Annotated in this window: 25 protein-coding genes; 8 read left to right on the plus strand and 17 right to left on the minus strand. The window is 53.5% G+C overall.

Annotated elements, in window-relative coordinates; all coding sequences use genetic code 11:
- Positions 1 to 156 precede the first annotated feature (156 nt).
- From MKX76_RS15775 to MKX76_RS15805, 7 genes are all read right to left on the minus strand, one after another.
- The gene (locus tag MKX76_RS15775; RefSeq protein ID WP_144870775.1) at positions 157 to 846 is read right to left on the minus strand and encodes a putative N-acetylmannosamine-6-phosphate 2-epimerase; all 690 of its coding nucleotides are present in this window, start codon (positions 844 to 846) and stop codon (positions 157 to 159) included.
- Positions 847 to 901: 55 nt separating this feature from the next.
- Positions 902 to 1,735, minus strand: a complete 834-nt coding sequence (locus tag MKX76_RS15780; protein WP_007130841.1) for a carbohydrate ABC transporter permease — start codon at positions 1,733 to 1,735, stop codon at positions 902 to 904.
- Positions 1,735 to 2,664: a carbohydrate ABC transporter permease gene (locus tag MKX76_RS15785; protein WP_007130842.1), complete on the minus strand. Its 930-nt coding sequence runs from the start codon at positions 2,662 to 2,664 to the stop codon at positions 1,735 to 1,737. The genes MKX76_RS15780 and MKX76_RS15785 overlap by 1 nt, the downstream gene beginning before the upstream one ends.
- Positions 2,665 to 2,772: 108 nt before the next feature.
- Positions 2,773 to 4,089, minus strand: coding sequence for an extracellular solute-binding protein (locus MKX76_RS15790; protein ID WP_144870777.1), 1,317 nt, complete (start codon positions 4,087 to 4,089; stop codon positions 2,773 to 2,775).
- Between the two features lie 252 nt (positions 4,090 to 4,341).
- A complete protein-coding gene (locus MKX76_RS15795; protein WP_144870779.1) occupies positions 4,342 to 5,304 on the minus strand; it encodes an ROK family protein in 963 nt (320 codons plus the stop codon).
- Between the two features lie 103 nt (positions 5,305 to 5,407).
- Positions 5,408 to 6,277, minus strand: a complete 870-nt coding sequence (locus MKX76_RS15800) for an SIS domain-containing protein (protein WP_144870781.1) — start codon at positions 6,275 to 6,277, stop codon at positions 5,408 to 5,410.
- 245 nt (positions 6,278 to 6,522) lie between these two features.
- Complete coding sequence (locus MKX76_RS15805; protein ID WP_144870783.1) at positions 6,523 to 7,047, minus strand: hypothetical protein; 525 nt, start codon at positions 7,045 to 7,047, stop codon at positions 6,523 to 6,525.
- 236 nt (positions 7,048 to 7,283) lie between these two features.
- On the opposite strand from MKX76_RS15805, the gene MKX76_RS15810 reads away from it, so the two are divergent.
- Positions 7,284 to 7,886 carry a M15 family metallopeptidase gene (locus MKX76_RS15810; RefSeq protein ID WP_341034144.1) on the plus strand — a complete coding sequence of 201 codons (603 nt, stop codon included), beginning with the start codon at positions 7,284 to 7,286 and terminating at the stop codon, positions 7,884 to 7,886.
- Positions 7,887 to 8,036: 150 nt separating this feature from the next.
- Here MKX76_RS15810 and MKX76_RS15815 read toward each other — a convergent pair whose 3' ends face one another.
- On the minus strand, positions 8,037 to 8,825 hold the full coding sequence (locus MKX76_RS15815) for a hypothetical protein (RefSeq protein WP_341034145.1): 789 nt from the start codon (positions 8,823 to 8,825) through the stop codon (positions 8,037 to 8,039).
- A 248-nt stretch (positions 8,826 to 9,073) separates the two neighbouring features.
- Between MKX76_RS15815 and MKX76_RS15820 the strand changes: the two genes are divergently transcribed.
- Genes MKX76_RS15820 through MKX76_RS15830 form a run of 3 tightly spaced genes read left to right on the plus strand, consistent with a single transcriptional unit; the run spans position 9,074 to position 11,038 of the window.
- Positions 9,074 to 9,460: a GntR family transcriptional regulator gene (locus MKX76_RS15820; protein ID WP_040739034.1), complete on the plus strand. Its 387-nt coding sequence runs from the start codon at positions 9,074 to 9,076 to the stop codon at positions 9,458 to 9,460.
- Positions 9,450 to 10,328 (plus strand): ABC transporter ATP-binding protein, encoded by an 879-nt coding sequence (locus MKX76_RS15825; RefSeq protein ID WP_341034146.1) that lies wholly within the window; start codon positions 9,450 to 9,452, stop codon positions 10,326 to 10,328. Before MKX76_RS15820 ends, MKX76_RS15825 begins: the two co-directional genes overlap by 11 nt.
- On the plus strand, positions 10,325 to 11,038 hold the full coding sequence (locus MKX76_RS15830; protein ID WP_007130850.1) for a hypothetical protein: 714 nt from the start codon (positions 10,325 to 10,327) through the stop codon (positions 11,036 to 11,038). The genes MKX76_RS15825 and MKX76_RS15830 overlap by 4 nt, the downstream gene beginning before the upstream one ends.
- A gap of 122 nt (positions 11,039 to 11,160) precedes the next feature.
- Here the strand turns inward: MKX76_RS15830 and mmsB are convergent, their stop codons facing one another.
- The 7 genes from mmsB to MKX76_RS15865 all read right to left on the minus strand — a co-directional run bounded on the left by mmsB (position 11,161) and on the right by MKX76_RS15865 (position 20,315).
- Entirely contained in the window at positions 11,161 to 12,327 is a 1,167-nt protein-coding gene (gene mmsB / locus MKX76_RS15835; protein WP_007130851.1) for a multiple monosaccharide ABC transporter permease, read from the minus strand.
- Positions 12,328 to 12,329: 2 nt separating this feature from the next.
- Entirely contained in the window at positions 12,330 to 13,862 is a 1,533-nt protein-coding gene (gene mmsA, locus MKX76_RS15840) for a multiple monosaccharide ABC transporter ATP-binding protein (RefSeq protein ID WP_341034147.1), read from the minus strand.
- Positions 13,863 to 13,907: 45 nt separating this feature from the next.
- Entirely contained in the window at positions 13,908 to 14,993 is a 1,086-nt protein-coding gene (gene chvE, locus MKX76_RS15845; RefSeq protein WP_007130853.1) for a multiple monosaccharide ABC transporter substrate-binding protein, read from the minus strand.
- 333 nt (positions 14,994 to 15,326) lie between these two features.
- Complete coding sequence (locus MKX76_RS15850; RefSeq protein WP_341034148.1) at positions 15,327 to 16,562, minus strand: response regulator transcription factor; 1,236 nt, start codon at positions 16,560 to 16,562, stop codon at positions 15,327 to 15,329.
- Positions 16,559 to 18,502: a cache domain-containing sensor histidine kinase gene (locus MKX76_RS15855; RefSeq protein WP_341034149.1), complete on the minus strand. Its 1,944-nt coding sequence runs from the start codon at positions 18,500 to 18,502 to the stop codon at positions 16,559 to 16,561. The genes MKX76_RS15850 and MKX76_RS15855 overlap by 4 nt, the downstream gene beginning before the upstream one ends.
- The gene (locus MKX76_RS15860; protein ID WP_007130856.1) at positions 18,492 to 19,499 is read right to left on the minus strand and encodes a substrate-binding domain-containing protein; all 1,008 of its coding nucleotides are present in this window, start codon (positions 19,497 to 19,499) and stop codon (positions 18,492 to 18,494) included. The genes MKX76_RS15855 and MKX76_RS15860 overlap by 11 nt, the downstream gene beginning before the upstream one ends.
- Positions 19,500 to 19,694: 195 nt before the next feature.
- Positions 19,695 to 20,315 carry a TetR/AcrR family transcriptional regulator gene (locus MKX76_RS15865; protein ID WP_007130857.1) on the minus strand — a complete coding sequence of 207 codons (621 nt, stop codon included), beginning with the start codon at positions 20,313 to 20,315 and terminating at the stop codon, positions 19,695 to 19,697.
- Between the two features lie 181 nt (positions 20,316 to 20,496).
- Between MKX76_RS15865 and MKX76_RS15870 the strand changes: the two genes are divergently transcribed.
- Together MKX76_RS15870 and MKX76_RS15875 are read left to right on the plus strand one after the other, a co-directional pair.
- Entirely contained in the window at positions 20,497 to 21,204 is a 708-nt protein-coding gene (locus MKX76_RS15870) for a futalosine hydrolase (protein WP_210095175.1), read from the plus strand.
- Positions 21,201 to 22,052 (plus strand): 1,4-dihydroxy-6-naphthoate synthase, encoded by an 852-nt coding sequence (locus MKX76_RS15875; RefSeq protein WP_341034151.1) that lies wholly within the window; start codon positions 21,201 to 21,203, stop codon positions 22,050 to 22,052. Before MKX76_RS15870 ends, MKX76_RS15875 begins: the two co-directional genes overlap by 4 nt.
- Positions 22,053 to 22,187: 135 nt before the next feature.
- On the opposite strand, the gene MKX76_RS15880 is transcribed toward MKX76_RS15875, so the two are convergent.
- Positions 22,188 to 22,706, minus strand: coding sequence for a mismatch-specific DNA-glycosylase (locus MKX76_RS15880; RefSeq protein WP_341034153.1), 519 nt, complete (start codon positions 22,704 to 22,706; stop codon positions 22,188 to 22,190).
- 33 nt (positions 22,707 to 22,739) lie between these two features.
- A complete protein-coding gene (locus MKX76_RS15885; RefSeq protein WP_341034154.1) occupies positions 22,740 to 23,243 on the minus strand; it encodes a hypothetical protein in 504 nt (167 codons plus the stop codon).
- Positions 23,244 to 23,398: 155 nt separating this feature from the next.
- Between MKX76_RS15885 and MKX76_RS15890 the strand changes: the two genes are divergently transcribed.
- Together MKX76_RS15890 and MKX76_RS15895 are read left to right on the plus strand one after the other, a co-directional pair.
- The gene (locus tag MKX76_RS15890) at positions 23,399 to 23,914 is read left to right on the plus strand and encodes an RNA polymerase sigma factor (protein WP_144878478.1); all 516 of its coding nucleotides are present in this window, start codon (positions 23,399 to 23,401) and stop codon (positions 23,912 to 23,914) included.
- Entirely contained in the window at positions 23,914 to 24,954 is a 1,041-nt protein-coding gene (locus tag MKX76_RS15895) for a DUF4871 domain-containing protein (protein WP_341034155.1), read from the plus strand. Before MKX76_RS15890 ends, MKX76_RS15895 begins: the two co-directional genes overlap by 1 nt.
- Positions 24,955 to 25,038: the final 84 nt, after the last annotated feature.

Here is a 25,038-nt window from a genome sequence, read left to right on the forward strand (position 1 = left end):
CTATCAACTCATTTCTTGGTGGAACCTGCTCTAGGATCGCCAGCTTGCTCAGAACTCGCTGCTCCCGGATCCGAGCCGTTTCATGATCTCACCCCCTTCAACATGTATTGTTCTTCCGGAATAAATGCACATCCCCTCTTCGTTGATCACCCCCTTCTAGCTATTCAATACAACCTTGTCCTCAATCGCTTTCCGATAGCGCTCGGTAATATCCTGCGGGCGGGTGATCGCGCTGCCCACCACCACGAATTGAGCTCCTGCGTTCAATGCCTGAATCATCTGCTCCGAGCTCGTGAACCTTCCTTCGGCAACGACCGGCAGCCTGGTTTCCTGTGCGAGACACCGAACAAGCTCGATGTCCGGTTTATTCGTTCCGGGGCTGTACGGGGTATAACCCGACAGCGTCGTCGAAATATATCGAACACCAAGCTCTGCCGCATGCAGCCCCTCCTCCAAGGTAGATACATCCGCCATGACGCACACCCCAAGGCGAGTCAGTTCCTCTACGACCTGCCGAATCGTTGTCCCGTCCGGCCGCAGCCTGCGCGTCCCGTCAATGGCCACAATGTCCGCACCCGCGGCATTGACGGCGCATGCATCCTCCAATGTCGGCGTAATATATACGGGGCAGTCTCCCACCCGCCGTTTCAACAAACCGATCACCGGCACATTCACGACAGCCTTGATCGCCGCGATGTCGGCCGTTCCGTTCGCCCGAATGCCGATGGCCCCTCCCAACACTGCCGCTTTGGCCATCTCCGCCATATGATGGGGACCGAAGAGCGGCTCACCTTCATAAGCCTGACAAGATACGACTAATCCTCTTTCTGTAATCATCCGCCTCATAAGTTAGCTCCTAAATCTGTTTTAGTATGACAGCCCTCCGCAGCCTATTTTTCGGTTATTTCATGCCTGTAATCGTAATCCCCTCGATGAATTTCTTCTGCACGAAGAAGTAGAGGATGATGATCGGGACCGTGAACAGCGTTGCTGCCGCCATCAGAGGCCCCCATGCCACTGAATTTTCCCGGATGAACTGCTTCAGTCCGATGGAGAGCGTCCATGTCTCCTGATCGTTCAAATAAATCAGCGCGCCTTGGAAATCGCCCCATGCTCCCAAAAACGTAAACAAACCAATCGTGAGCAGCGCCGGCTTCGCCAGCGGCAGAATAATTTGAGAATAGATGCGAAATTCCGATGCGCCATCGATCTTGGCCGATTCCGTCAGCTCGATCGGAATCCCGTTAAAAAACTGCCGAATCAAAAACACGTTAAATGCCATCCCCGTTCCAAACCACGCGCTAAGGACGAGCGGCCAGTTGGAATTCAGCAGGTTCGCCTTGTTAAACACGACATACAGCGGAATCATCGTCACCTGCATCGGAAGCATCAGCGTACTGAGCATAATGATGAACAGTACGTTCCGTCCCTTGAAATCGATTCTCGAGAAGCCGTAAGCGACGAGCGGCGAAAGGATGACCACGCCCGCAACGCTCAACAGGGCAATAACGATAGTGTTCCAGGTGTATTTAATGAACGGGATCATCTGAACCGCATTGCGGTAGTTATCCCAGATCCATTCCGAAGGGAACCATTGCACAGGGATGACAAAGATCTCATCCTCCGTCTTGAACGTTGTCAGCAGCAGCCAGGCGAATGGCGCCAGGAACATCAAGCCGACCAAAATCAGGATCAGATGGGTGAGAAGCCTTCTGCCCAGGATCGACGCATTCATTATTTTTCACCTCCATAGAAGACCCATTTGCTCGATGATTTGAAGATCAGCAGGGTCAGCAGCAGCACGATGATGAACAGAATCCACGCCATTGCGGAGGCATATCCCATCTTCAGGTACATGAACGCATTCTGGAACAAATAAATCGCATAGAACAGAATCGAATTCCCCGGGCCGCCGATGGCTTGGCTGCTGGAATCCGCGAACACATATCCTTGTGAAAAATATTGAAATGAGCCGATAAGTCCCATAATGAGCTGGAAAAAGGTCATCGGAGATATTGCCGGCAGCGTAATGTGCCAAAACTTGTGCCACTTGTTCGCTCCGTCGATCGAAGCGGCTTCATAGTACATTTTCGGCACCTCTTGAAGGGCGGCCAGATACATGATCGTAATCGTCCCCGTTCCCCAGAAGCCCATTAATATCAGGGAAGGCTTCGTCCAATTCTCGTCCATGAGCCAGTTCGGTTCAGGCAGCCCAATGGCGCCGAGCATTTGATTCACCAGACCGTACTGCGCGTTCAGCAGCCATATCCACAGAAGAGAACCTGCGACGGCCGGAACCAGTGTCGGGAGAAAATAAACGGTGCGGTATAAAGACAGCCCTTTTACGCTTTGGTTCAGCAGCAGTGCGATTACAAGCGCGTACACCAGCTGCGGAAAAAAACCGAACAATGCCATGAATACCGTATTGTACAGCGAAGAGAACATTTTATCGTCCCGGAACATCTCGTTGTAATTGTCCAGACCGATCCATTGCGGCGGGTTAAACATGTTATATTCCGTAAAGCTGTAATATAGCGACATGATGATGGGATAGAGCTGGAATACCAGGAAGCCGAAAATCCATGGACTCAGAAACATGAGGCCGATGAACAGCCGCTTTCTCTCCCTGCTCTTGATACCGCTATGGAGCTTTAAACGATCCATGCGGGGGTTCACCTCCTAATAACCCTTGCAAAGCATGCCGGGAATGCCGGGAGCTAAGGTTCCATCTACCATCCTTCTCCCCCGGTATCCTGCAGGCAAATTGCCATGTTATTTTTTGTATTTGTCCGCAATCGGCTGCATCTTGTTCACAACATTATCCATGGCTTCCTGGGCGGTAAGTTGGCCCTTCAGCGCCTTCTCCGTCTCTTCATTCAAGGTTTGCAGGTATTCATTAATGTAAATGCTGTTCGGGAAGCCTTTCAAATTCGGACTTTTAGCGCTTTCATAATATTCCCACAGCACCTTCGTCTCTTCATTCTGCGTCAGCTTCGGATTATCCAGCGCCTTGGTCAAAACCGGGATCGAGCCGAAATCGATGCTGTATTGAATCTGCACGTCCTCGCTGAGCAAATACTGCAGCACCTTCCACGCTTCCTCCTGATGCATCGCTTTGGAAGGAATGAACATCGCAATCGGGCTTACCATTCCGGAGCCTTTAAGCTCAGGGTTGGCCGCCGGATAAGGGAACGGTGCGACACCGACATCCTTGCCTTCACCCCGGTCGTCCACATACCAGTTCTCCCAGCCGATGATCATGGCCAGCTTGCCGGTCAGAATCGGATCCTGCGGGGTTTGGAGTCCGCCCATGCCCGATTTGAATTTATCGATGCTTTCCTGCCCAAATTCCTTGTAGTAACTCATCTGGTAGTCGATCGCTTTAACGTTTGCTTCCTGGTTAGCGGTCAGCTTCCCGCTTTCGTCCACCCAGGAGCCATTAAATATGATGGGCCAGAACACGTTATCGATCCAAGGATAATCCGGAATAAAGCCCATTTGCGTAATATTGCCTTTGTCGTCCTTCTTGGTCAGCCGCTTCGAGTATTCGAACAATTCCTCCAGCGTTTCAGGCGGCGCGGTAAGGCCTGCCTCCTCAAACACTTCTTTGTTATAGAACAATTTATTCGCCATACTCATGGAGATCGGAAGCCCATAAATTTCATCGTCAACCTTCATGCGCTCCAGCGCAGCCGGGATAATCTGGCCGGTGTCGTAACCGTCCCGTTTAATGAATTCCTCCAATGATTTAACGGCTCCGGCTTCCGACCACGGGCCGATGTTGTTCCACTGCGTAATGATGATGTCGGGGGCATTGCCGCCTGAAATCGCGGTCAACTGCTTCTGGTGATCCTGATTGCTGAGTGTCTTTACAACGATGTCGTCATGGCTTTCATTGAATTTGGCTATAGCCGCTTCAATCGGCTTCGCACCGTCTCCGGTTGCCGAGCTCCACAGCTGGATTTCAACCTTTCCGCCCTTGCCCGGACCACCTTCCTTCGAACCGGAACAAGCGCTTAGCACAACCGAAAAGGCCAGTACCAGCAGCAGCGTGGCGTGAAACGACCTCTTTCTATAGTTCTTCTTCAAATGACTCACCCTCCAACATGTTCTGGATTCCATAAAAATAATTTTTGGAGGAAAAATCCTCCTACAAGAAAAATAATGGATATATTTTCTTTAGTCAATCCTTATTTTCTGAGCATTGTATGCGCTTTAACTCATTGACCCAGCAATATTTCGGCGAAAATCCTTGTGTATCCAATGGTTTTTCGTATCTTTTGATGTAATAGAAATAAAATGTATTCCTTAAATTATTTAAATAATGGAGGAATTATTCTCCTAAATTACGTAAATTAATTCCCCTTCATCGTTATGATTCCATACCAGAGCCGCTGCCCCTATCACGCCTGCATCAACTCCCAGACCCGCAGGAATAATCCGGCAGCACTTGCGCATATACGAAGAAGTCCGAACGTCCACTTCCTGTTCCAGCTCCGCGAAAAAGCGCGGTCCCGCTTCCGCAACCCCGCCGCCAATAAGAATTGCCTCAGGATTAAAGGTATGGATATATCCCGCAATCGCTGCGCCAAGGGCGCGCATCACCTTCGTCATGACCAGCGCAGCTCCCTCATCGTTGTGCAGCCAGGCATGAATAATTTCCCTGGAATGAGGCTTCCACAAATATAAAGCGCTTCCATTTTCCTGCATCTCCCGACCTATCCTCGCAATTCCGCTGCCGGAGGCATACAGCTCGATGCATCCGTTATTGCCGCAGCTGCAGCGTGGACCGTTCACATCGACGCAGACATGCCCCAGCTCTCCTGCGCCTCCGAAGACACCTCGAAGAAGACGGCCGGATTCCATAACCGCTCCCCCGATTCCCGTCCCGAGCGCCAAACAAACAAAATTGCTGTAGCCGATGCCGGCACCATACCTCTTCTCGGCAAAAGCGATCACATTCACGTCATTATCAACATACACCTTATGGCCGAACCGGTTCGACACGAGCTGCTTAATCGGAACACCGGTCCATCCTGGCAAGGTATCGCCGGCATACAAAACAACGCCTTCCTGGTAATCGATCTGACCTGCACTGCCAATGCCGATGCCGCAGACTTCCCCATGCTGCTGCGCAGCATTCATCATGCGGTCGATGCCGGACAGCAGTTTATCCATCAGCTGCCCGGCTCCCTTATCCGCTTCGGTAGGCACAAGATACCGGCTGACGATTTCCCCCTGCCGGTTGACTACCGCAAATTGCACCTTAGTTCCTCCGATATCAACGCCAATTGCATACTCCATGATGCAAAGACCTCCCTTTTCATAATCCAAAAATCGATTCGCCTCGTGCCTGCTGTCTAGGAATAAGGGAACGACCGTTAGTACAGTAACGTTAGTACAGATGTTAGTACAGCTTATCGGCTACCGATCTCGCCGTTTTCTCGAGTGATTCGATTGCGTCCTCCTTCTTCATTGACAGCAGTGTCGTAAGGAGGTTGAGCATATACGTCTGCATGAATTTGGTTGCCAGCGCCCCGCCTTCAGTCGGCATCTCCCGCGAAGAGACAAGCAGCACCGTGTCCGCATAGGTTGCGATCGGCGATCTCAGGTGTCCTGTCAGGCAAATGACGTCCGCCCCGTTCTTCTTCGCTTCCTTCACCGGATCCACGAGATCGCGTGTGCTGCCGGAGGTGGAGATGGCAAATACCAGATCCCCCTCCTTCACCAGAGCTGCCGACATCGCGATGATATGAGCATCCCGGTGCGCTTCGACGTTCAGGCCAAGACGCATCAGCTGGTAATGCAGGTCCAGCGCCGTAATGCCCGAAGATCCGACCCCATAAACATACACTTTACTCGCGGCTAGCAGCTTATCGACCGCCATTCTCAGATGATCGGCATTTACGAGATCCAGCGTGTTTTTCAGTAAAATTTCATGCTGCATCGTAAGCTTGCGGGCTACCGTCATGAGGTCATCCTGCTCATCGATGGCCGTATCGACCACAGACTGGGGACGATCCACCAAATCCTGGGCTACGGAAAGCTTGAACTCATGAAACCCGCGAAACCCCAGCTTTCTGCAGAAACGGATGACGGAGGTTTCGCCGACACCCGCCTTTTCCGATAGGTCCGTAACGGTGGCCAGCACCGTCTCCTCCGGATAACTCTTGACGTAATCGGCCACCTTCTTCTCCGTCTTGGTCAGTGACGAATAGATGCTGGATATCATCAGCAGCGTATTGGATTGATTCAGTTTGGGTCCTACTCTCGCCATCGCAACTCCCTCTTTTCCAAATGGTTCTTTTATCTAGTCCATTTCCCAATAGATTTATGGATATTTTCTCCTTGATTATATATTAAAAAAGATATTTCTTTCAATCACAAAAAAGAAGCCTGCAGAACCCTCGCTAAAATGGGTCTGAAGCTTCGGTATAACAGGGATGGATGGTCCGCGCAGCAGCTTACCTCCTGCTACGAAAACAGGGGCCGCCCTCATTGGTTTTTATTCGATGCGTCCAGTCATATGGTCCAGCCGTCATGAGTATCCATGGTCGTCTCTTCAATCGGGACTGCTCCGTTTAAGCTGCCACCGGTCTGCGCCCCCCGCTCCATCTGATAACCCATATCCAGCATGGAGCCGTCCAATTGACGCAGCTGCTGACTGACCTCCGCCATTTGCTGGAATATTTGCCTGTACTGGTAGGCTTCCGGGTAACCGCTTTGCTTGGCTGCATCAGCCAGCTGTTCAAATGCGGCCTTGTTCTCGCCAAGAACCTGGCGGTACTGCTCGGCTGCCCGGGCTTGAATGGCCTCCACGGCGTTCATCATGCCATGCAGAAGCATGCGGCAATTGACAAGCTCCTGCCTAGCTGACTCGGAGGCTTCCGACGTAAGCCCCGCTTGTGCGCTTTGAAGCGCAGTCTGAAGCTGCCCCAGCTGGCCCGCTATCGCCCCGACCTCCTCCATACTGCCGCTCTGCTCCGCTGCCGCCAATTGGCCGGACAGCTGACTCAGTGTACCTTGCAACTGTTGAATGCTGCTCATTACGATTCTCCTTTCCCTGCCCCGGCTTTCCCGGCGACGATTTCGCCGCCATCGTTTCGGGACAAGCATTTTCCATCTTGTTGCTTAGCATGCGAAGAACCAGGGATTGCTATTCATTCCTGCTTATGGTCAGGAGTCCGGCGCTGTTGGAACCTGGGCCCGGTTGCCGATATAATAGATTGAGAGAAGATTGATCGTAAGTGATTCTTGTGAAAGTAGGTAGAAACGAAACTCCGATGATTAAACGTAGAAGAAAGACCCTTGTCCTCCTGGCCGCCTTGCTGCTCGCCATATTTTATATGCAGATGCAAACCGCTATTCCCGGCATCATCAACGACATGGATTTTGATCTTGATAAAAAAGAAACGCCGGCGATCACCGGCCTACACCCTTATGTGTTGAAGCAAAAAAACGAGCTGGTCCGCCTCACCAAGCAGCGGGGCATCACGATCGTCATCACCGACGGATACCGGAGCCATGAAGAACAGACCCGGATCTACAATCAGGGCCGGACAACCGAGGGGGATATCGTTACGAACGCCAAAGCCGGCCAATCTCTCCACAACTACGGGCTCGCTATCGATTTTGCCTTGAAGCTCGAAGATGGAAGCGTCATCTGGGACATGGAATACGACGGTAACAGCAATGGCAAATCCGACTGGATGGAAGTGGTGGCCATCGCCAAAGAGCTCGGGTTCGAATGGGGCGGCGATTGGGACAAATTCCCTGACTATCCGCATTTGCAGATGGATTTCGGGCTGACGATCCGCGAACTTCAGCGCGGCAAGCTGCCGGATGCGGATATCCATGAGTATTCGGAGGGAGCGAAATCGAAATAACGATTTGCCGTGAACGCACGGACCGGCCTGTTTTCTCAAGGTTTTGAACTGCAAAAAGACACATGCGCACACAAGCGCATGTGTCTTTTTGCAGTTTAGGAAGTACAGAGTTTTGGGAGATTCATGCAGTTATACGACGACGCTTGACGATTATTTTTTATAAATAGCAAGAAGTTGGGAACGGAATCTATTCTGAGTTGAGACCACATAAATTCTCTCAAAATATTTCGCTAGCTTTATGAGCGTCGTGCTCTCGGCAACGTCCTCTTCATTCCAGCCTAAACATACAAACGTAAAGCATTCGTCGGAAAGCTGCAATTGCTGCTCTAAATAATGAATGGCCTCCATTTCCGTATGATCAAGGACAGCCGCCTGAACGTCGTCTTCCCGGGGCTGAAAGCGATAGACCTCCGTAGCGCCGTCTTCCAATTTGCAGCCCTTTGTATGGTCTATGAAAGAAATGATAAACGGATTTAGACGCGAATCGATGTACAGGCTATGGTATAAACGATAGATTGTTGTTTTTGAATCCAAGCTGGACAGTATGCCCGAAACCTTTGCTTTGTTTTTCTGATAAACCACAATTAACGAGTCGAAAATGGAAAGCAGGTTGGACAATGTCGAATGTTTTAACTTGTCTCCCTTATTTGGATAATGGATCCCACAAGATATCTTCTCATTCGAACGGGTCAGTGTATCTTTATAGTCGCTACTCATTACATAGAATTGATATAACGCAAACTGGATTTCAATGTGGTTTTCAATCACGTTCGCCATTTCTTGCTGGTCGAATACGAATTCCACGACTTCAAGGCCCCCGCTGGAAATTTTCCTGGCAACAATTCTGTTGTTTTTAACGGAATAAAGTACAGTTGTTACAGGTTCCATATGTGCCGGATCATAAGGCTGACTGTATAATTCATTATGTAATGTATTCATCGTCGACGATCTCCTCTTCATCCTTGTCAAAATCTCTTTGCTCCACAGATCAGCAGCTTGCTAGCCTACAATCTATGACTGGAGCCTTCCCTTTAATACGTCTACTCACTTTAAGATTAATCGGTTAGCAACCTTTGGTGCAAATTTTTCCAAAATGACCTTGACATGCTCGGCACGTTTTGGTTATATAGTCATATATATAAGCATATAACCTTTACAGAAACATCAACGGCAAGGCGGTGATTCGAATTAGCAGCTCGGTATATCCGGATAACAAGCCCTTGTTCCTCCAGATCAAGGAGAAGATCGAAGATCAGATCGTGAACGACCAGCTGCTCGAAGGGGAGCAGGTGCCTTCCACGACGCAGCTGTCAAGCTTTTACAAAATCAATCACATTACGGTCTTGAAGGGGATCAACCTGCTCGTTGAATCCGGCCTCATTTTTAAAAAGCGGGGTGTCGGCATGTTTGTTGCGGAAGGGGCGAAGGAGCAGCTGCTTCGGACCCGGAAAAATGCATTTGCAGATGATTATGTGGTGCCTATGGTGCAGGAGGCCGATAAGCTCGGTCTGTCCACGGAAGATTTGTTTGAGATCATCACCCAAGTAAAGGAGCGTGACGCCCATGAATCTTGATATCGAATTCGACCGGGTCTCCATTCGCTACGGGGACGTTGAGGCCGTAAAGGATATGTCCTTCCGATTGGACGGCGGGAAGATTTACGGCCTTCTCGGACGGAACGGCGCAGGCAAAACCTCGCTGCTGTCCGCGCTGGCTTCGTTTCGCGAGCCGTCATCAGGCACGGTGAAGGTAGGCGGGGAGCAGCCGTTTGAAAATGCAAAAATCATGCGGGAGGTCTCCTTCCTCTATGACATCGACTACAAGGACGAGTCGGACAAAGTCAAAGCGGCGATTGAGACGGTAGCCGGGTATAGGCCCCGATTTGATACGGAATACGCCCTCGGGCTGGCACGCAAATTCAATCTGCCGCTGGATAAACCGCTTAAGGAGCTCTCGAAAGGCATGCAGTCGGCTTTCAACGTTACGATCGGGCTTGCCAGCCGCTCGCCCGTTACGATTCTGGACGAGGTGTACCTGGGCATGGATGCACCCACCCGGGAAATTTTCTACCGGGAGCTCCTCGAGGATCAGGAGCGGCACCCGCGGACGTTCATCCTGTCCACGCATCTCGTGTCGGAGATGGATTATTTGTTTGAGGAAGTCATTATCATCCATAAAGGCCGGTTCATCCTCCAAGACGATTACGAATCGTTAACCTCCCGCGGCGTTTCGATTACGGGACCAGCGCAGAAGGTGGACGAATTCACGCCGGGACTCAAGGTGCTGAATGTTCAACAACTGGGCTCCACCAAATCGGCCATCGTCTACGGAGAGCTGAGCGAGGAATCCAAGCATGCAGCTAGACGCGCGGGGCTTGAGCTGGGTCCGATCTCGCTGCAGGACTTGTTTATCCATATCACAGGGGAGGAGCAGGGAACATGAAACAACCAACGTCAGCCGCTTCGAGAATAATGATGGAGATGTTTTGGCACCAAGGCTCATGGGCCATAGGATATCTGGTTATCGTGTTCCTCCTTAACCTCGCGCTTGGGATTACCGGCAGCAGCAGCAACATCGGCCAGGACGATTTCTTCTCCATCATCTACCGCTCGACCAAGGGCTTCATGCTGGTCATCGGCATTATATCCTCCTTCGGCTTCCTGAGCTTCTATGTGCGTCATGGCTTCACCAGAAGGGACTTTTTTAAAGGAGCCGCCTTGGCCGCCCTGCTGCTGTCCATTGCCTTTCCGCTCGTCGTCGGCCCCGTCAGCCTGCTGCTCTCGGCGATGAACTTCTCGGACACCGGGAACTCTCCGGTACTGCAGGCATTCGAGCACAACTGGTTCCTTGCCCTGGCGTCCTTTGGCATCCAAATCTTCGTTTACTACCTGATGGGATGGATGATCGGCTCCGGCTTCTACCGGCACGACTGGATTCGAGGTTTAGGCTTCATCGCCATAGCGATCGTCCTTGTCGGCTTCATGGATGCGCTGTGGCAATTCGAACTGGCCTCGCTATGGGATCGCTGGATGCCTGCCTTCACCCTTGACGTGCCGCTGTACGCTTCGCTTGCCGGGTCGGCCGTCATCATGGTTCTTGGGCTGGTGTTGATCCGCTTGTTGACACGCAAAGTGACGATTAAGCTGAGATAAGCTAGTATTGAACCCCACCTAAGAGCTTAGTCGTTTATCGCAAAAAAGCACGGCCGGCTCCCGCAGACTTTAAATATCTGCGCGGAGCCGGCCGTGCTTTTTGTATATTCGCCAAAATGCAATTACGAGGCGCTGCTCTTCTTCTTGTTATAAATATCGAAAGCGACGGCTGCCAGAAGGACAAGGCCCTTGATGCCCTGCTGCCAGTCGATGCCGAGTCCGACGAGGGACATGCCGTTATTCAGGACACCCATGACGAGGCCGCCGATGATTGCGCCGAACACCGTACCGATACCGCCTGTGGCGGATGCACCGCCGATAAAGCTTGCCGCAATGGCGTCCAGCTCAAAGTTCGTACCTGCCCGAGGCGTTGCCGCGTTCAGACGGGCGGCAAACATCAGGCCGGAAATGGCCGCCATGACGCCCATATTGACGAACACCCAGAATGTTACCTTCTTCGTCTTCACGCCGGACAACGCAGCGGCCTTCTCATTGCCGCCAAGCGCATAAATATGGCGTCCCATCACGGTTTTGTTCATCACGAAGGAATAGATGATGATGAGCACAAGCAGCAGAATCAGAATATTCGGCAGGCCGGCGTAGCTTGCCAGCATAAACGTAAAGGCATTAATAACGGCTGCCATCAGGAAGAGCTTAAGCAGGAACAGGCCGCCTGGAAGCACGTCGAAGTTATACTTTTTCTGGGATTTACGGTCTCTCAGCTCATTGATGACATAAATCACCGTAAACGCGATGCCGACGAGAATCGCAACCAGATTGGTGCCGGTGTTGCCGAAATCCGGAACGAAGCCCGAGCTGAGCTTCTGAAATCCGCCCGGAAACGGCGAGATCGATTGCCCATCCAGGACGATCATGGTAAGGCCCCGGAACAGCAGCATACCGGCAAGGGTTACGATAAAGGCCGGGATTCTCACATACGCCACCCAGAAGCCCTGCCAGGCGCCGATCAATCCCCCGACGATCAAGGAGGCGATGACGGCGATCACCGGATGCAGCTGCATATCGACCATCATCACGGCTGCGACAGCACCAACGAAAGCCGCCACCGAGCCGACGGACAAGTCAATATGTCCCGTAATGATGACCAGCACCATCCCAATGGCCAGGATGAGAATGTAGCTGTTTTGCAGGATCAGGTTCGTAATATTGATCGGCTCAAGCAGCAGCCCGCCCGTAATGATCTGGAAAAAGATCATAATCAGGACCAAGGCGATGATCATTCCGTACTGCCGAATATTGTTTTTGAATAATTTCATGAGCGTTTCCATGCTTAAGCCCCTCCGTTCTTGGTCATATATCTCATCAGCGTTTCCTGCGAAGCCTCTTCCTTGCTCACTTCACCGGTGATCCGGCCGGCATTCATGACATAGATCCGGTCGCAAATGCCGAGGATTTCCGGCAGCTCGGAGGAAATGACCAGCACCCCTTTGCCTTCGTCCGCAAGCTGATTGATAATCGAGTAAATCTCGAACTTGGCTCCCACATCGATGCCGCGGGTCGGCTCATCGAGGATGAGGATGTCCGGCTCGGAATAGATCCATTTGCTCAAGACTACTTTCTGCTGGTTGCCTCCGCTCAGATTGCCGGTCTTTTGCAAGATGTTCGGCGTCTTGATCTTCAGCTTCCTGCGCATCTCCTCGGCAACGAGGATTTCCTCCCTTTCATCGATCACCATGTTCCTCGCCAGCTTCGGCAGCCCCGTAAGGGAGATATTCCGCTTAATGTCATCGATCAGAATCAGGCCGTAATCCTTCCGGTCCTCCGTCACATAGGCAAAGCCGTTCGCAATCGCCTCGGTCACCGTCCGGTTCTGAATGACCTGCCCGTTCTTATACAGCTCGCCGCTGATATTCCGGCCGTATGCCCTGCCGAACACGCTCATCGCAAGCTCGGTCCGGCCCGATCCCATCAGTCCGGCAATGCCGACGATTTCCCCTCTTCGAATATGGAGGTTCGCGCCATCAATCACCTTGCGGTCCGCCTGCAGCTCGTGATATACCGTCCAATCCTTGATCTCCAGGATGACTTCACCGACCTTCGGAGTACGCTCCGGATAACGGCTCGTCAAATCCCGTCCGACCATCCCGCGGATGATGCGGTCCTCATTGACCTCTTTGCCGTGCATATCCAGCGTTTCGATGGTTTTGCCGTCCCGCAAAATCGTAATGGAATCCGACACCTTGGAAACCTCGTTCAGCTTATGGGAGATCAGGATGCATGAGATGCCCTGCTTCTTGAATTCCAGCATCAGCTGCAGCAGGTTCTCGCTGTCATCCTCGTTCAAGGCTGCCGTCGGTTCATCCAAAATCAACAGCTTTACCTTCTTCGAGAGCGCTTTCGCAATTTCGACCAGCTGCTGCTTGCCGACCCCGATGGTGCCCACCGGCGTGTTCGGATTTTCCGTAAGCCCGACCTTGCCCAGCAGCTCCTTCGCTCCGCGGATCGTCTCGTTCCAGTCCATGATGCCTTTGTGGGCGCGCTCATTGCCGAGATAAATATTCTCCGCAATCGACAAGTAAGGAATCAGCGCCAGCTCCTGGTGGATGATGACGATGCCGAGGTCCTCGCTGTCCTTAATGCTTTTGAATTCGCATACCTTCCCCTTGAACAAAATATCACCATCATAAGTACCGTGCGGATACACGCCGCTCAGCACCTTCATCAGCGTAGATTTGCCGGCGCCGTTCTCCCCGCACAAGGAATGGATTTCGCCTTCGCGAATCTTCAGATTCACGCTATCCAGCGCCTTCACGCCTGGGAACGCTTTCGTTATGTTCCGCATTTCAAGAATGTATTCCGACATTCGGGCTGCACCTTCCCTTCTGTTTCGTATCCATAAGGCCGTTATTTACTTCAAACCGATTTCTTCCTTCGTGTAGTAGCCCGTATCCACAAGCTCCTTCTCGACATTGCTAGCGTCCACTGACACCGGTGGAAGGAGGTATGCCGGCACGACCTTGACTCCGTTATCGTAGGACTCGGTATCGTTCACCTCGGCCTCTTCACCTTTTATTACGCTTTCGGCCATCTTTACTGCCTGTTCCGCCAGCTGGCGCGTATCCTTGAACACCGTCTGCGTCTGCTCGCCGGCCACGATCGATTTGATCGAAGCAAGCTCCCCGTCCTGCCCCGTAATAATCGGCAGCGGCTTATCCGGCGTACCGTACCCTACACCCTTAAGCGAGGAGATGATCCCGATGCTGATGCCGTCATAAGGGGAGAGGACCGCATCCAAATGAGCGTTCGAATAATTCGCACTGATCAGATTATCCATCCGGGACTGGGCCAGCGCGCCGTCCCAACGGAGTGTCGCGATCTGCGCCATGGTCGTCTGCTTGCTGCGCACCACGAGCTTGCCGGAATCGATATACGGCTTCAGCACCGACATCGCCCCGTCATAGAAGAAGTACGCATTGTTATCGTCCGGCGAGCCGCCGAACAGCTCGATATTGAACGGCCCCTTTCCTTCCTTCAAGCCGAGCTTTTCTTCGATATAGGAAGCCTGCAGCACCCCGACCTTGAAGTTGTCGAAGGTCGCGTAGTAGCTCAAATGCTCGGTATTGCGGATCAGACGGTCATACGCGATGACCTTGATCCCTTGATCATGGGCCTTCTTGATAACATCCGTCAGCGTATTGCCGTCGATCGATGCAATCACGATGACATCCACGCCCTTGGTGATCATGTTCTCGATCTGGGCGATCTGGTTCTCAATCACGTCCTCCGCAAACTGAAGATCGGTCTTATAGCCTTTTTCCTGAAACAGCCGCTCCATGTTTTTACCGTCGGCCACCCAGCGCTCCGATGACTTGGTTGGCATCGCAAGCCCGACATAGCCTTTATTCGCATCGCCGGCATCCGTTTCGGCCAGGTTACAGGCCGTCAGGGCAACCAGCATGACCGCAATAAGAACACCCAGCATTCCTCTCTTCATCGGTTGTTCCCCTTTCCGAAAAGTTGGATCGAGAGCGCTTACATCCTTACCATCCGTAAAAGCCTCTCTGTATGAATCAGCATACACCCGCGGATGGAAAGGGTCTTTCGACAGATACAACCTTTTTTATAATTTTCATACTTTTGTGGCCTGATTGGATGGTTAAATGAATGGATGGATGAATGGATGAACGAGTGAGTGGATGAATGGAGGAGTGTGAATGGTAAACCTTCACCGGCTTCCCGGAATCGATCCCAGCGATGAATCCCGAAAAGAAAAAGTCCCTGCTTCGTTGGGAGCTCCAACCAAACAGGGACTGCTTGTTAATATACGTCAACCGCCCTTCTCTTCCTGAAAAGCGAGGCCCTTGCGATAGCCGTTCGGCGATACGCCCATCACCTTCTTGAATGCTGTGCTGAAGTAGTGCTGGCTGTCATAGCCGGTCCGCTCCGCGATTTCAAGAATAGACAGATCGGTGCCATTCAGAAGCTGGATCGCCTTCCGGATGCGGGTCTGGGTGATGAAAACGACAAACGACGTGCCCAGCTCCTTCTTGAGGGTACGGCTGAGGTAAACCGGCGACACCTGAAGCTCCGCAGCCAAAGACTCCAGCGTCAGCTCCGGATCGGCATACTGCTCCTGAATCAGCTGCCTGGCCCGGCGAACCAGCGGAGACAGCTGGGCGTCACGGAGCACCGCCTCCCGGCAGGCTTCGTACGCGGCCGATATTCCTCCACTGTCGTCCCGTACCGGCTCGACATGCATTTGGATCGAAAGCTTCAAGTATTTCTGAACCGCCTGCTCGGCATCCGCACACGTCTTCGCAGGGATTTCATCCCACAGCAGCATGCCGATATGGCCCGTTCGGTCGCGGAACAGCACATGGGCAGCCGGCTGCAGCAGCTCGCCAATCATGTTCTCCATAGCGAACAGATACAGCTGCCGGTCGCTCTCCTTCATGAGCGGCTGGGGGACGGTCAGCTCGGGCCATCTCGCGATGCCTGCCTGAAGGGGCAGCTTTGGCGGCAGGCCGAGGAATTCCAGCTGCTCCACGGCTTCAGACTCTTCAAGCTGTCCGTCAATCCATTCTTGGCAGAAGCGCTCGCGAAGGAGCGGGATATTCTTCTCGATCTGTTCCGATGCCTTCTTCAAATAGTTGCTCTGAATATGGCGCTCATCCAGCTCTTCCCTTACGCTGCGCAGCACCGATACGAGATGCTCCGCATTCACCGGCTTCAAAATATAATCCTTTACGCCAAGCCGGATCGCTTCCTGCGCATATGCGAATTCGTCATGGCCCGTGATGATCACGAAACGGCAATCAGGGCGTTCTTCTCTCAGCCTCTTCATCAGCGCGATGCCGTCCATGAACGGCATGTTCATATCCACAAGCGCGATATCGATAACGCGGCTGAGCGCAAGCTCAAGCGCCTCTTCGCCGTCTTCCGCTTCGGCTGCCACTTCCATGCCGAGCGCAGCCCAATCCACCGCATCCCGAATCCCCTCGCGGATGATCGGCTCATCATCGGCGATCAGCACTTGGTAAAGCACCTGGTTAGCCTTATTCATAGCCTATCTCCCCTATCGTTATCCGGCGGCGGAGGAATCGCAGCGAGCAGCGGGTGACGGATCGTCACCGAAGTTCCTTCGCCTTCCGTACTTTCTATGGTGATTCCGTAAGCCTCGCCGAACGTTAGCTGTATCCGGGCTTGAACATTCAGCATGCCGTAGCTGCGGCTACCCGCAGATGTCCCGCCCGCATCCTCATCCATGGCGGAGATCGGGTCCCGAAGCTTTCGGCGAAGCTCGTCGAGCCTGTCTTGCGGCATGCCCGCACCATTGTCTTGAACGTTCAGAACCAGGGCATGATTCTCGGTATACGCCCTGATCGATATTCGCCCGGGTCCCCGGCGCGCTTTGATGCCGTGGTAAATCGCATTTTCCACGATCGGCTGCAGAAGCAGCTTAAGGACATACAGCCTTTCGGCCTCGGGCGCAAGCTCCAGCTGCGTCTGCAGCCTGTCCCGGTACCGGGTCTTCTGAATTTGCAAGTAGCTGCTGATATGCGTCCATTCATCCTGCATCGGAATGATGTCATCCCCCTTGCTGAGACCGATCCTGAACAGGGTCGACAAGGATTCCACCAGCTCGGACACCTCATCCGCCCCTTTTTTGCGGGCCATCCAATGAATCGTATCGAGCGTGTTGTACAGAAAATGCGGCTTAATATGCGCCTGAAGGCTGCGCAGCTCCGCTTCCCGCTTCTGCCGCTCGCGCAGCTCGCTCAGCTTCATCAGCTTGCGAATCTGAAGCAGCATGCGGTTGAAGCTCCGGCCAAGCATGCCGACTTCATCCTGCCGGTTCCCCCAGTAGCGGATCGCAAGATCGCCGGACTCCGCCTTTTGCATGAACGACATCAGCTGCCAGATCGGCCGCGAAATCGATTGCGACAATGTATACGAGGCAGTAACGCCGAAGAGGCAGACCATAAACAGGAAGCAGATTAAATAGAATCGGATTTCCTTCACTTCGTAAACCGTTTCGTTCGTTGGGAACACACCGATGGTCCGCCATCCGGTGAAGGAGGACGTACCGTAAATCAGCTGCACCCGCTCGCCGTTCACCTCGCGTATGAACGTGCCGCTGTCCTGCTCCGGAAACCAAGACGGCGGTATGCTTGGAAGCAGGGAGTCGTCCGGCTTATAGATGCTGGATCCCCCAGCCTCCGTCACCATAAGGTACCCGTTCTTGCCCAGCGTCACATCCCGGGCCGCACGTGCTACGGTCCGAAGCTTCAAATCAATAAGGACCGCCCCGGTGACCTCTCGGGTATCCGGATCGACAAAGGAACGGACAACCGAAACCAGCTCCTCATCGGCATAATGCACGTGCGTTGTCACATTGCGGTCCGACGGATGCCCGAGCACGGTAAAGATTCCTTCATTGTTAACGGCTTCCCGGTACCAAGCCTCATCCGTCAGCTTCCCGCTGCCTCGGGCATACATTTCGTTGCTGATATAGGCCCCTTCACGATTGACCACCAGAATAGCGGCAATCTCCGGATACAGCGTCGTAAAGCCTTGAAGATACTGGTGGATCTCGTAATTGTCCGCATCATCCTGCTGCATCAGGCGGCGGTCCGAGGCGTATCCGGCATTTGCCTGTACGCTGTTCCCCGCCTGGGCCGGAGGCATATCCCCCTGGATATGTCCTTTCATAAACCGCTCCGTGCGGGGATCGAAGCCGATAAGATAGGTGATGTTCTGAAGGTTCTCCATCTCGTTGTCGAGCGTCTGATTAACCTTCCCGATCAATTGTATGGTATGACTTGTCACCTGCTGATCCACAATCCGATTAACCGTCCAGTTCACCAGCACCCCGAGCCCGATCGAGGGGAGAATGCCGATCATCAGAAACAAAATGACCAGCTTGTAACGAAGCGGCAGATCCCCAAAATGCAGCCACCGCTTCAGCCCCTGCCGCCACGCGCCCAATCCGTTACTTCGCATAGTAATCCTTCACATTCTCTTGGGTCACGATCGTAATGCCGGTATCGACCCGGGGCGGCAGAGGAGCGACATCATTGCCGAGCGTCGGCGCAGGAACGGTAAGGCCATGATGGAGATGGAACAAATATTGCAGCGACCAATACCCCATATTCCAGGTTCCCTGCGCGATCGTGGCCGAAATCGTTCCGTCCGATATCCGGTCGAGCGTCACTTTATTCGTATCGAACCCGATAATTCGGACGTCTTCGGCCCTGCCCGCGGCAATGGCGGCATCGGCGGCGCCGGCTCCCCCGTTCGCCTCCGTCGCAAAGATGCCCTTCAGCTCGGGGAACTTCTCCATCATGCGGGCGGCAGCTTCCTTGGAGGCGATAATATCTCCTTTGCCTTCCCTAATCTCCACCACCGACATGGCCGGATAGCTTTTCTCTAACGTTTCCCGGAAGCCCGCCGTCCGGTCATCGTGGTTCTGCTGGCCGGTTTGGGTAATGATGCCGACCTCCCCTTCCCGTCCAAGAAGCTCAGCCATCTTATCTGCAGCTGCCGCCCCGGCATTGTAATTGTTGGTCGCCAGGAAGGAGTAGGCTTTGCTGTCAGGAGCGTCCGCATCAAACAGGACGACCGGAATTCCCGCATCAACGGCTTTATTGATCGTTGGCGTGAGCGCCTTCGAATCGATGGCCGATAAAGCAATCCCTGCCGGCCGCTTGGCGATAACCTGCTCCAGGACGGTAATCTGCTCCTTGACGTCATATTGCGTAGCGCCGCGGTAATCGACGGTAACGCCAAGCGCGTCTCCGCCGTCCTCGAAGCCCTTCAAAATATTTTTCCAATATTCCATGCCTGATTGAAAGGTGACCATAACGTAGCTCTCGCCGATGCTGCCGTGAAGCCCGCCTTCCTCCCAGCTGGATGTCCGCTTGTCCTCAAGACGGTACATGAATACGTAAAGGAGAAATGCGACAATCAGCGCACCGTAAACCAGCATCATCTTCTTCATTAGCGGATCCTCCGATCATTCTCCTCTGACTCTCCTGATGGAATCGGTTACATACATGTGTATTACGAATATACTCCACTTTCCCGCCATATTTCAAACGATGCTGCAGCGCGAAAGACAGCAAAAACAGACTGCAATCGGCGCATGAAGCGAAGGATGCAGTCGTATTCGTATCCATAATGCAGATTATCGATGTCATACTCCCTGGAACTTATCGCCTGACACTCGGCCATACGGGTGTTCGCAGATGCCGTGCATGAAGAGATTCACGACATGACGCGCCAAATCCCCGGAAGGCCGCTTGCCGTTAAGTAGCTCCTGCAGCGTCAGCCTTTCGATGACCCCGACCAGACTTTCCGAAATGACCGCCATATCCGCTTCGGCCCGGAAATAACCTTCCTGCTGCTCGGCCCTTAAATTATTCGCGATCATTGCGGCCATTTCCGACTTGATGGCTGCAGATTCCTCGCTTATGTAAAATCCGATCTGGGTTGAATCAGGATCCTTGCCCAAATACTCAAATAAGCTTGTTAAGACAGCCAGCAGCCGATCGGGAACATCATCCTCCCTTATGCCGCCCTCCAGCCTGCTGCCTTCGATCAGCTCCTTCAGCCCGGACCGGAAATTCCCGACCAATTCCCGAAAGATCGCTTCTTTACTCTCAAAATACAGGTAAAACGACGGCTGGGTTAACCCTGCCCGGGATACGATGGTGCTGATCTTCGTATGATGATACCCTGATCTCGCGAATTCATTAGCAGCGATCATCAGCAGTTTCGCCCTGCTCTCTTGTCCGTTCGCACCCTTCTTGCGCAAAGATATCCAACCTCCGAATCTCATCCGATGTACGTAGTTTTTGTCCATTATACTCTATGCAGGGAAGCTCCTGCTACAAAAACTGAGGCAAGACGAAAGCCCTAAGACTTTACACAAGAGCCGTAACGAGATAACGTTAAAGGGTAGGTCGCTGGAATTCAGCCATGAAGGAGAGCAGAACATGCAAGATCATTCTCAATCAGACCCGGCAAGAGCCGGGAATCATAACACGCAGGATCCGTCCGCCCGTCGCGTGCTGATCGTTACCGCGGTAGAGGCGGAACGGGATGCCGTCATGCGGGGATTAAGGAATGCGGACGGCTTCGATGTCATTGCAGCGGGCGTTGGCCCTGCTGCCGCGGCTGCTGCTGCCGCAACCCGTCTGGTCCGTTCGGCATACCGCCTCGTCATCAGCGCCGGCATCGCCGGCGGTTTCGACGGAAGAGCGGAAGTGGGCGGTGTTGTTATCGCCGATTCGATCGTCGCCGCGGATTTGGGATCGGAAACGGCGGACGGCTTTGCCAGCGTTCGGGAGCTCGGTTTCGGAACCGACCGGATTGAAGCCGAGACTAACGCATCCATTCGGCTTGTCGAAGCGCTGAAGCGCGCCGGCTTGCCCGTAAGTCTTGGTCCGATCCTGACCGTCTCCACGACAACGGGCAGTGCAGAACGCGCGGCAGGGTTAGCCGGGCAGGTGCCCGGCGCTGCCGCTGAAGGAATGGAGGGCTTCGGCGTGGCGACGGCTGCCGCTATGGCCTGCGTACCGGTCATGGAAATCCGCGCAATATCCAATAAGGTCGGTCCGAGGGATCGCAGCGCATGGCGGATTCCCGAAGCGCTGCGCCAGCTTGAGACCGCCAGTTCACTACTTCCGGAGGTGCTGTCATGAAAATTGCGTTTTCCCCTTGTCCGAACGATACCTTTGTATTCCACGCCTGGGTGCACGGACGGATACCGGGTGCCCCAGAGCTTGATGTATCCTATGCCGATATCGATATTACGAACCGCTGGGCTGCGGAGGACCGGACACATGACATTCTGAAAATATCTTATGCAGCCTTGCCGTGGGTACTCGATGAGTATGCCCTGCTTCCGTGCGGCGGCGCACTTGGCCGCGGCTGCGGCCCGCTCGTGCTGACGGCGGACAAGCTCACGGACGGCCAAACCCCGGCCAGCCCTGCATCTCTGTCCGGTCGCCGCGTGGCTGTTCCGAGCGATCGGTCCACAGCCTACCTGCTGTTCCGTTTATGGGCCGCAAAGCATGTATCCGGCGGGCTTGGCGAAATTGTCGTCATGCCGTTTGACCGGATCATGCCTGCCGTACGGGACGGCGAAATCGACGCCGGTCTTGTCATTCATGAAGCGCGGTTCACCTATCCTTCCTACGGCCTCAAGCTAATGACGGATCTCGGAAGCTGGTGGGAAGAGGATACGGGCCTGCCGATCCCGCTCGGCGCCATCGTTGCCCGCCGTTCGCTTGACCTTGGCCGCATTGCCGAATGGACCCGCGCCTCGGTCGAATATGCGTGGAAGCATCCGGAGGAATCCCGATCCTATGTACTGGAGCATGCGCAGGAGATGGATCCGAAGGTAGCGGAGGCTCACATTAACCTGTACGTCAACCCGTTCACGGCCGATCTTGGTTCGGACGGTTACAATGCTATTACGTCCCTGCTGGATCGCGCGGCTGACGAAGGGCTTGTCCCGCGGATCGACCCTTCGCTGCTGCGGCTGTAAGCCGGCACAGCCCATAAAAATTGCAGCACAACAAGAGGAACGCTCAAGAACCGGATATCGGTGTCTTATGAGGCGTTCCTCTTTTTTAGGGAAATCTATCACTCATTTAAAGGACATGTAAAGCGTAAAGCTGGCTTACATCTCCGGGCTTTCGGAAACCAGCCCGTACAGCTCCCGGTATATTGACACAATCTCCCCCATGGGCATGCGGACCAGTCCGCTGGAAGAGGGAGCCACAAAATCGCGGACCCCGTCAACAACGGAATCGGACTGCAAGCCCCATTGCGCCTTCGTCCTGCCGCTGAATTCGGTGTATACGCCTTTGCCGACATAGCAGGCGACTTGAGGTCTGTATTTCTGCAGCTTTTCCCTAAGCGTCTCCCGTCCTGCCCGGTATTCCTCGCGCGTAATATCCTCCGCCCCCCTGGTCGGCCTTGCCACGATATTGGTGAAGCCGTAGCCCAATTTAAGCAGCTCCCCGTCCTCGGAAGCGTCATAAAGCCGGGGCGTCAAGCCCGATTGATGCAAGATCCTCCAAAAATTGTTGCGAGGATTCGCATAATGATGCCCAACCTCCCCGGATCGCAAGCTCGGATTAAATCCGATAAAAATAATCGTCAAGCCATAATCCAAATGATCGCTGACTGTATTCATGCTGCCCTATTCCCTCCTGCCCGTAAGACGGCGTTAATGGGATGCGCTTGCCGCCTCACTGTTATTGCGCTTGCGGATTTCATGGATTCCCATCACGACGGCAATCAGCTCATAATCGCCGAGAACCCCGCTGCTGTTGTGCAGCCGGTAAGCGCCTGGCTGCAGCCATCCGCTGATCCTCGAAAACCGTGCGACAAGGCTTCCCCTGCCATCGCTTATCTCATATTCATTGGAAAAAGCCGGAGATACAATTTCATAAATGCCCCGATCTCCCGCATCATATTCGAATTTCTTGGTTACAAAGCTCATTCGCATACGCAGCACGCCAAGCTCCCTGTCCTCCGCGTCAACGACATTCCATTTGTTCGAGAAGAAACGGAAGGAGCCGCTGCATACCTTGGTCCTTGAGGCATCGTATACATCCAGTGAAGAGCTGAAGGCGCTTTTCAAATCCAGTGTGCCGATGCTTTCCCCATTCACATTCATAATATCTGTCCAGCCCGCGCTAAAAAAGTTATCCTTAAAATACAGATCCATACCCTTTCCTCCCCTCGCGCCTTGTTCGGATGCCGATAATTATATAACGTTTAACCGCCTGATTTCGTTTCGCATAAATGACAACAAGCCGGGAACCGATGATGTCTTCATTTGTCTAATTCATGAGGTGACGAATATTGGAGTACCTAAAGACGATGGTAGCCGCAGACGATGCCGGCTCAGTCCTGAAAGAGCTTATGGAGTCTTTTGGCCAGGATGTATGGAATTATGCCTATTTCCTTACGAAGCGCCGCGATGCTGCCGATGATATCAGCCAGGACGTCTTCCTAAGAGCCTTCCGGCATTTGAAGGATTTCCAAGGCCGCAGCTCCGTCAAGACCTGGCTTCTGACCATCACCCGCAATCTGTCCCTGAATTATCTCAAATCCTCCTTCATATCCAAAGTCTCGCTTGCGGGATGGCTTACAACCAGACAGGCCAGCCCTTCCGCCGAAATGGAGTTTTTGGATACGGAAGCGGTATCGCAGATCTGGAAGCATGTCATGCAGCTGCCCCAGGCATACCGGGAGGTGCTCCTGCTGGAATTTCATTTTCAGCTGACCCGCAAGGAAATGGCCGAGCTGCTAGGCATCTCGGAGGGGACGATCAAATCCAGGCTCCACCGCGCCCGCGTAAGAATGGAAAATTTGCTGAGAGGAGAGGATGCCTAATGAATAAGGAATCGAAGCCGGATCGGCCGGAATGGGCCCGGGAGCTTGCAGCTTCCCCGTTCCGGGAGCCAATGTTCACGGAGGAGATGAAGGCCGATATTCTGAATCGCCGGAAATCCGCTGACTTGCAGCATTCGCAAGGCTTGGCGTCTTCTTGGAGGCGCCGCGTCCCTGTCCTGACAGCCGGAATATGTGCGCTCCTTCTGCTAACCGCAGTATGGGGATGGCAAGCGTTTCCCGCCCTTCGACAGCTTGTGCCTCTTAAGGGCCCCGGCTCGGCCTCCGAATGGACACCGCATACGCTGTATACGGAGAACGGGGAGCCAAAGCTTCAAGTGTTTGCCGGTGGAGACTACGCTGCTGGCGCTCCTGCGGGAGCGGCATGGTTCCTTATGTCGCCGATCGAGGAGCTTGAGGGCAAGCATGTCCGCATTACGGCCGTTCATCGGGATTCCGGCACGATCCTGGAGGAGCTGGCCGAGACGGAAATTACGGCGGACATGGCATACGAAGGCGGACCGGACTCGTCCTTCAAGGACGCGACGCGTATTGTTTCCCGCTTTGGACTGCCGCTCGCAGGGCTATGGAAGTTCGATCTGCTGATCGACGGAAAAAAATACGGCGATATCGTCTTCGATGTGCCTGACGGAAGCTGGGCGCCGAGCCCCTCCTTCGTTACCGATCGTTCAGAAGAAGCGAAGATCGCCGCTTCCAAGGGCGCCTCTCCGAGAAGCGTAACGGGCGTGGAGGGGCGGCTCGCTTTCCTCGGCATGGATTTTGCTGCAGGCAAACCCAATAAGTATATGTGGCATTTCTGGGGAAAGGACGAGGAGCTGACCGGCGACTTGACGTTTACCGCCGTTAAACAGCATTCCAATGAGCTGATCGATGTATTTCAGACGGAAATCCGCCCCTCCCCGATGTACGGCGCAGATGCGATGCTCCCGTCTATGATGATGCTGCCTTCACCGGGATTATGGCGGATTATGGCTTCGATTGACGGACAGCTGTTTGGCAGCGTGGTTGTAGAGGTTCGATAGGCCTGCCCGAGCTGATCCATGATGTCGACAATGCCCGCTGATAAACGGCCCGACGAGCACACACATCTAAAAAAACAGCTGTCC

Source organism: Paenibacillus sp. FSL R5-0810 (assembly GCF_038002285.1).
Lineage (GTDB): Bacteria > Bacillota > Bacilli > Paenibacillales > Paenibacillaceae > Paenibacillus_AQ > Paenibacillus_AQ lactis.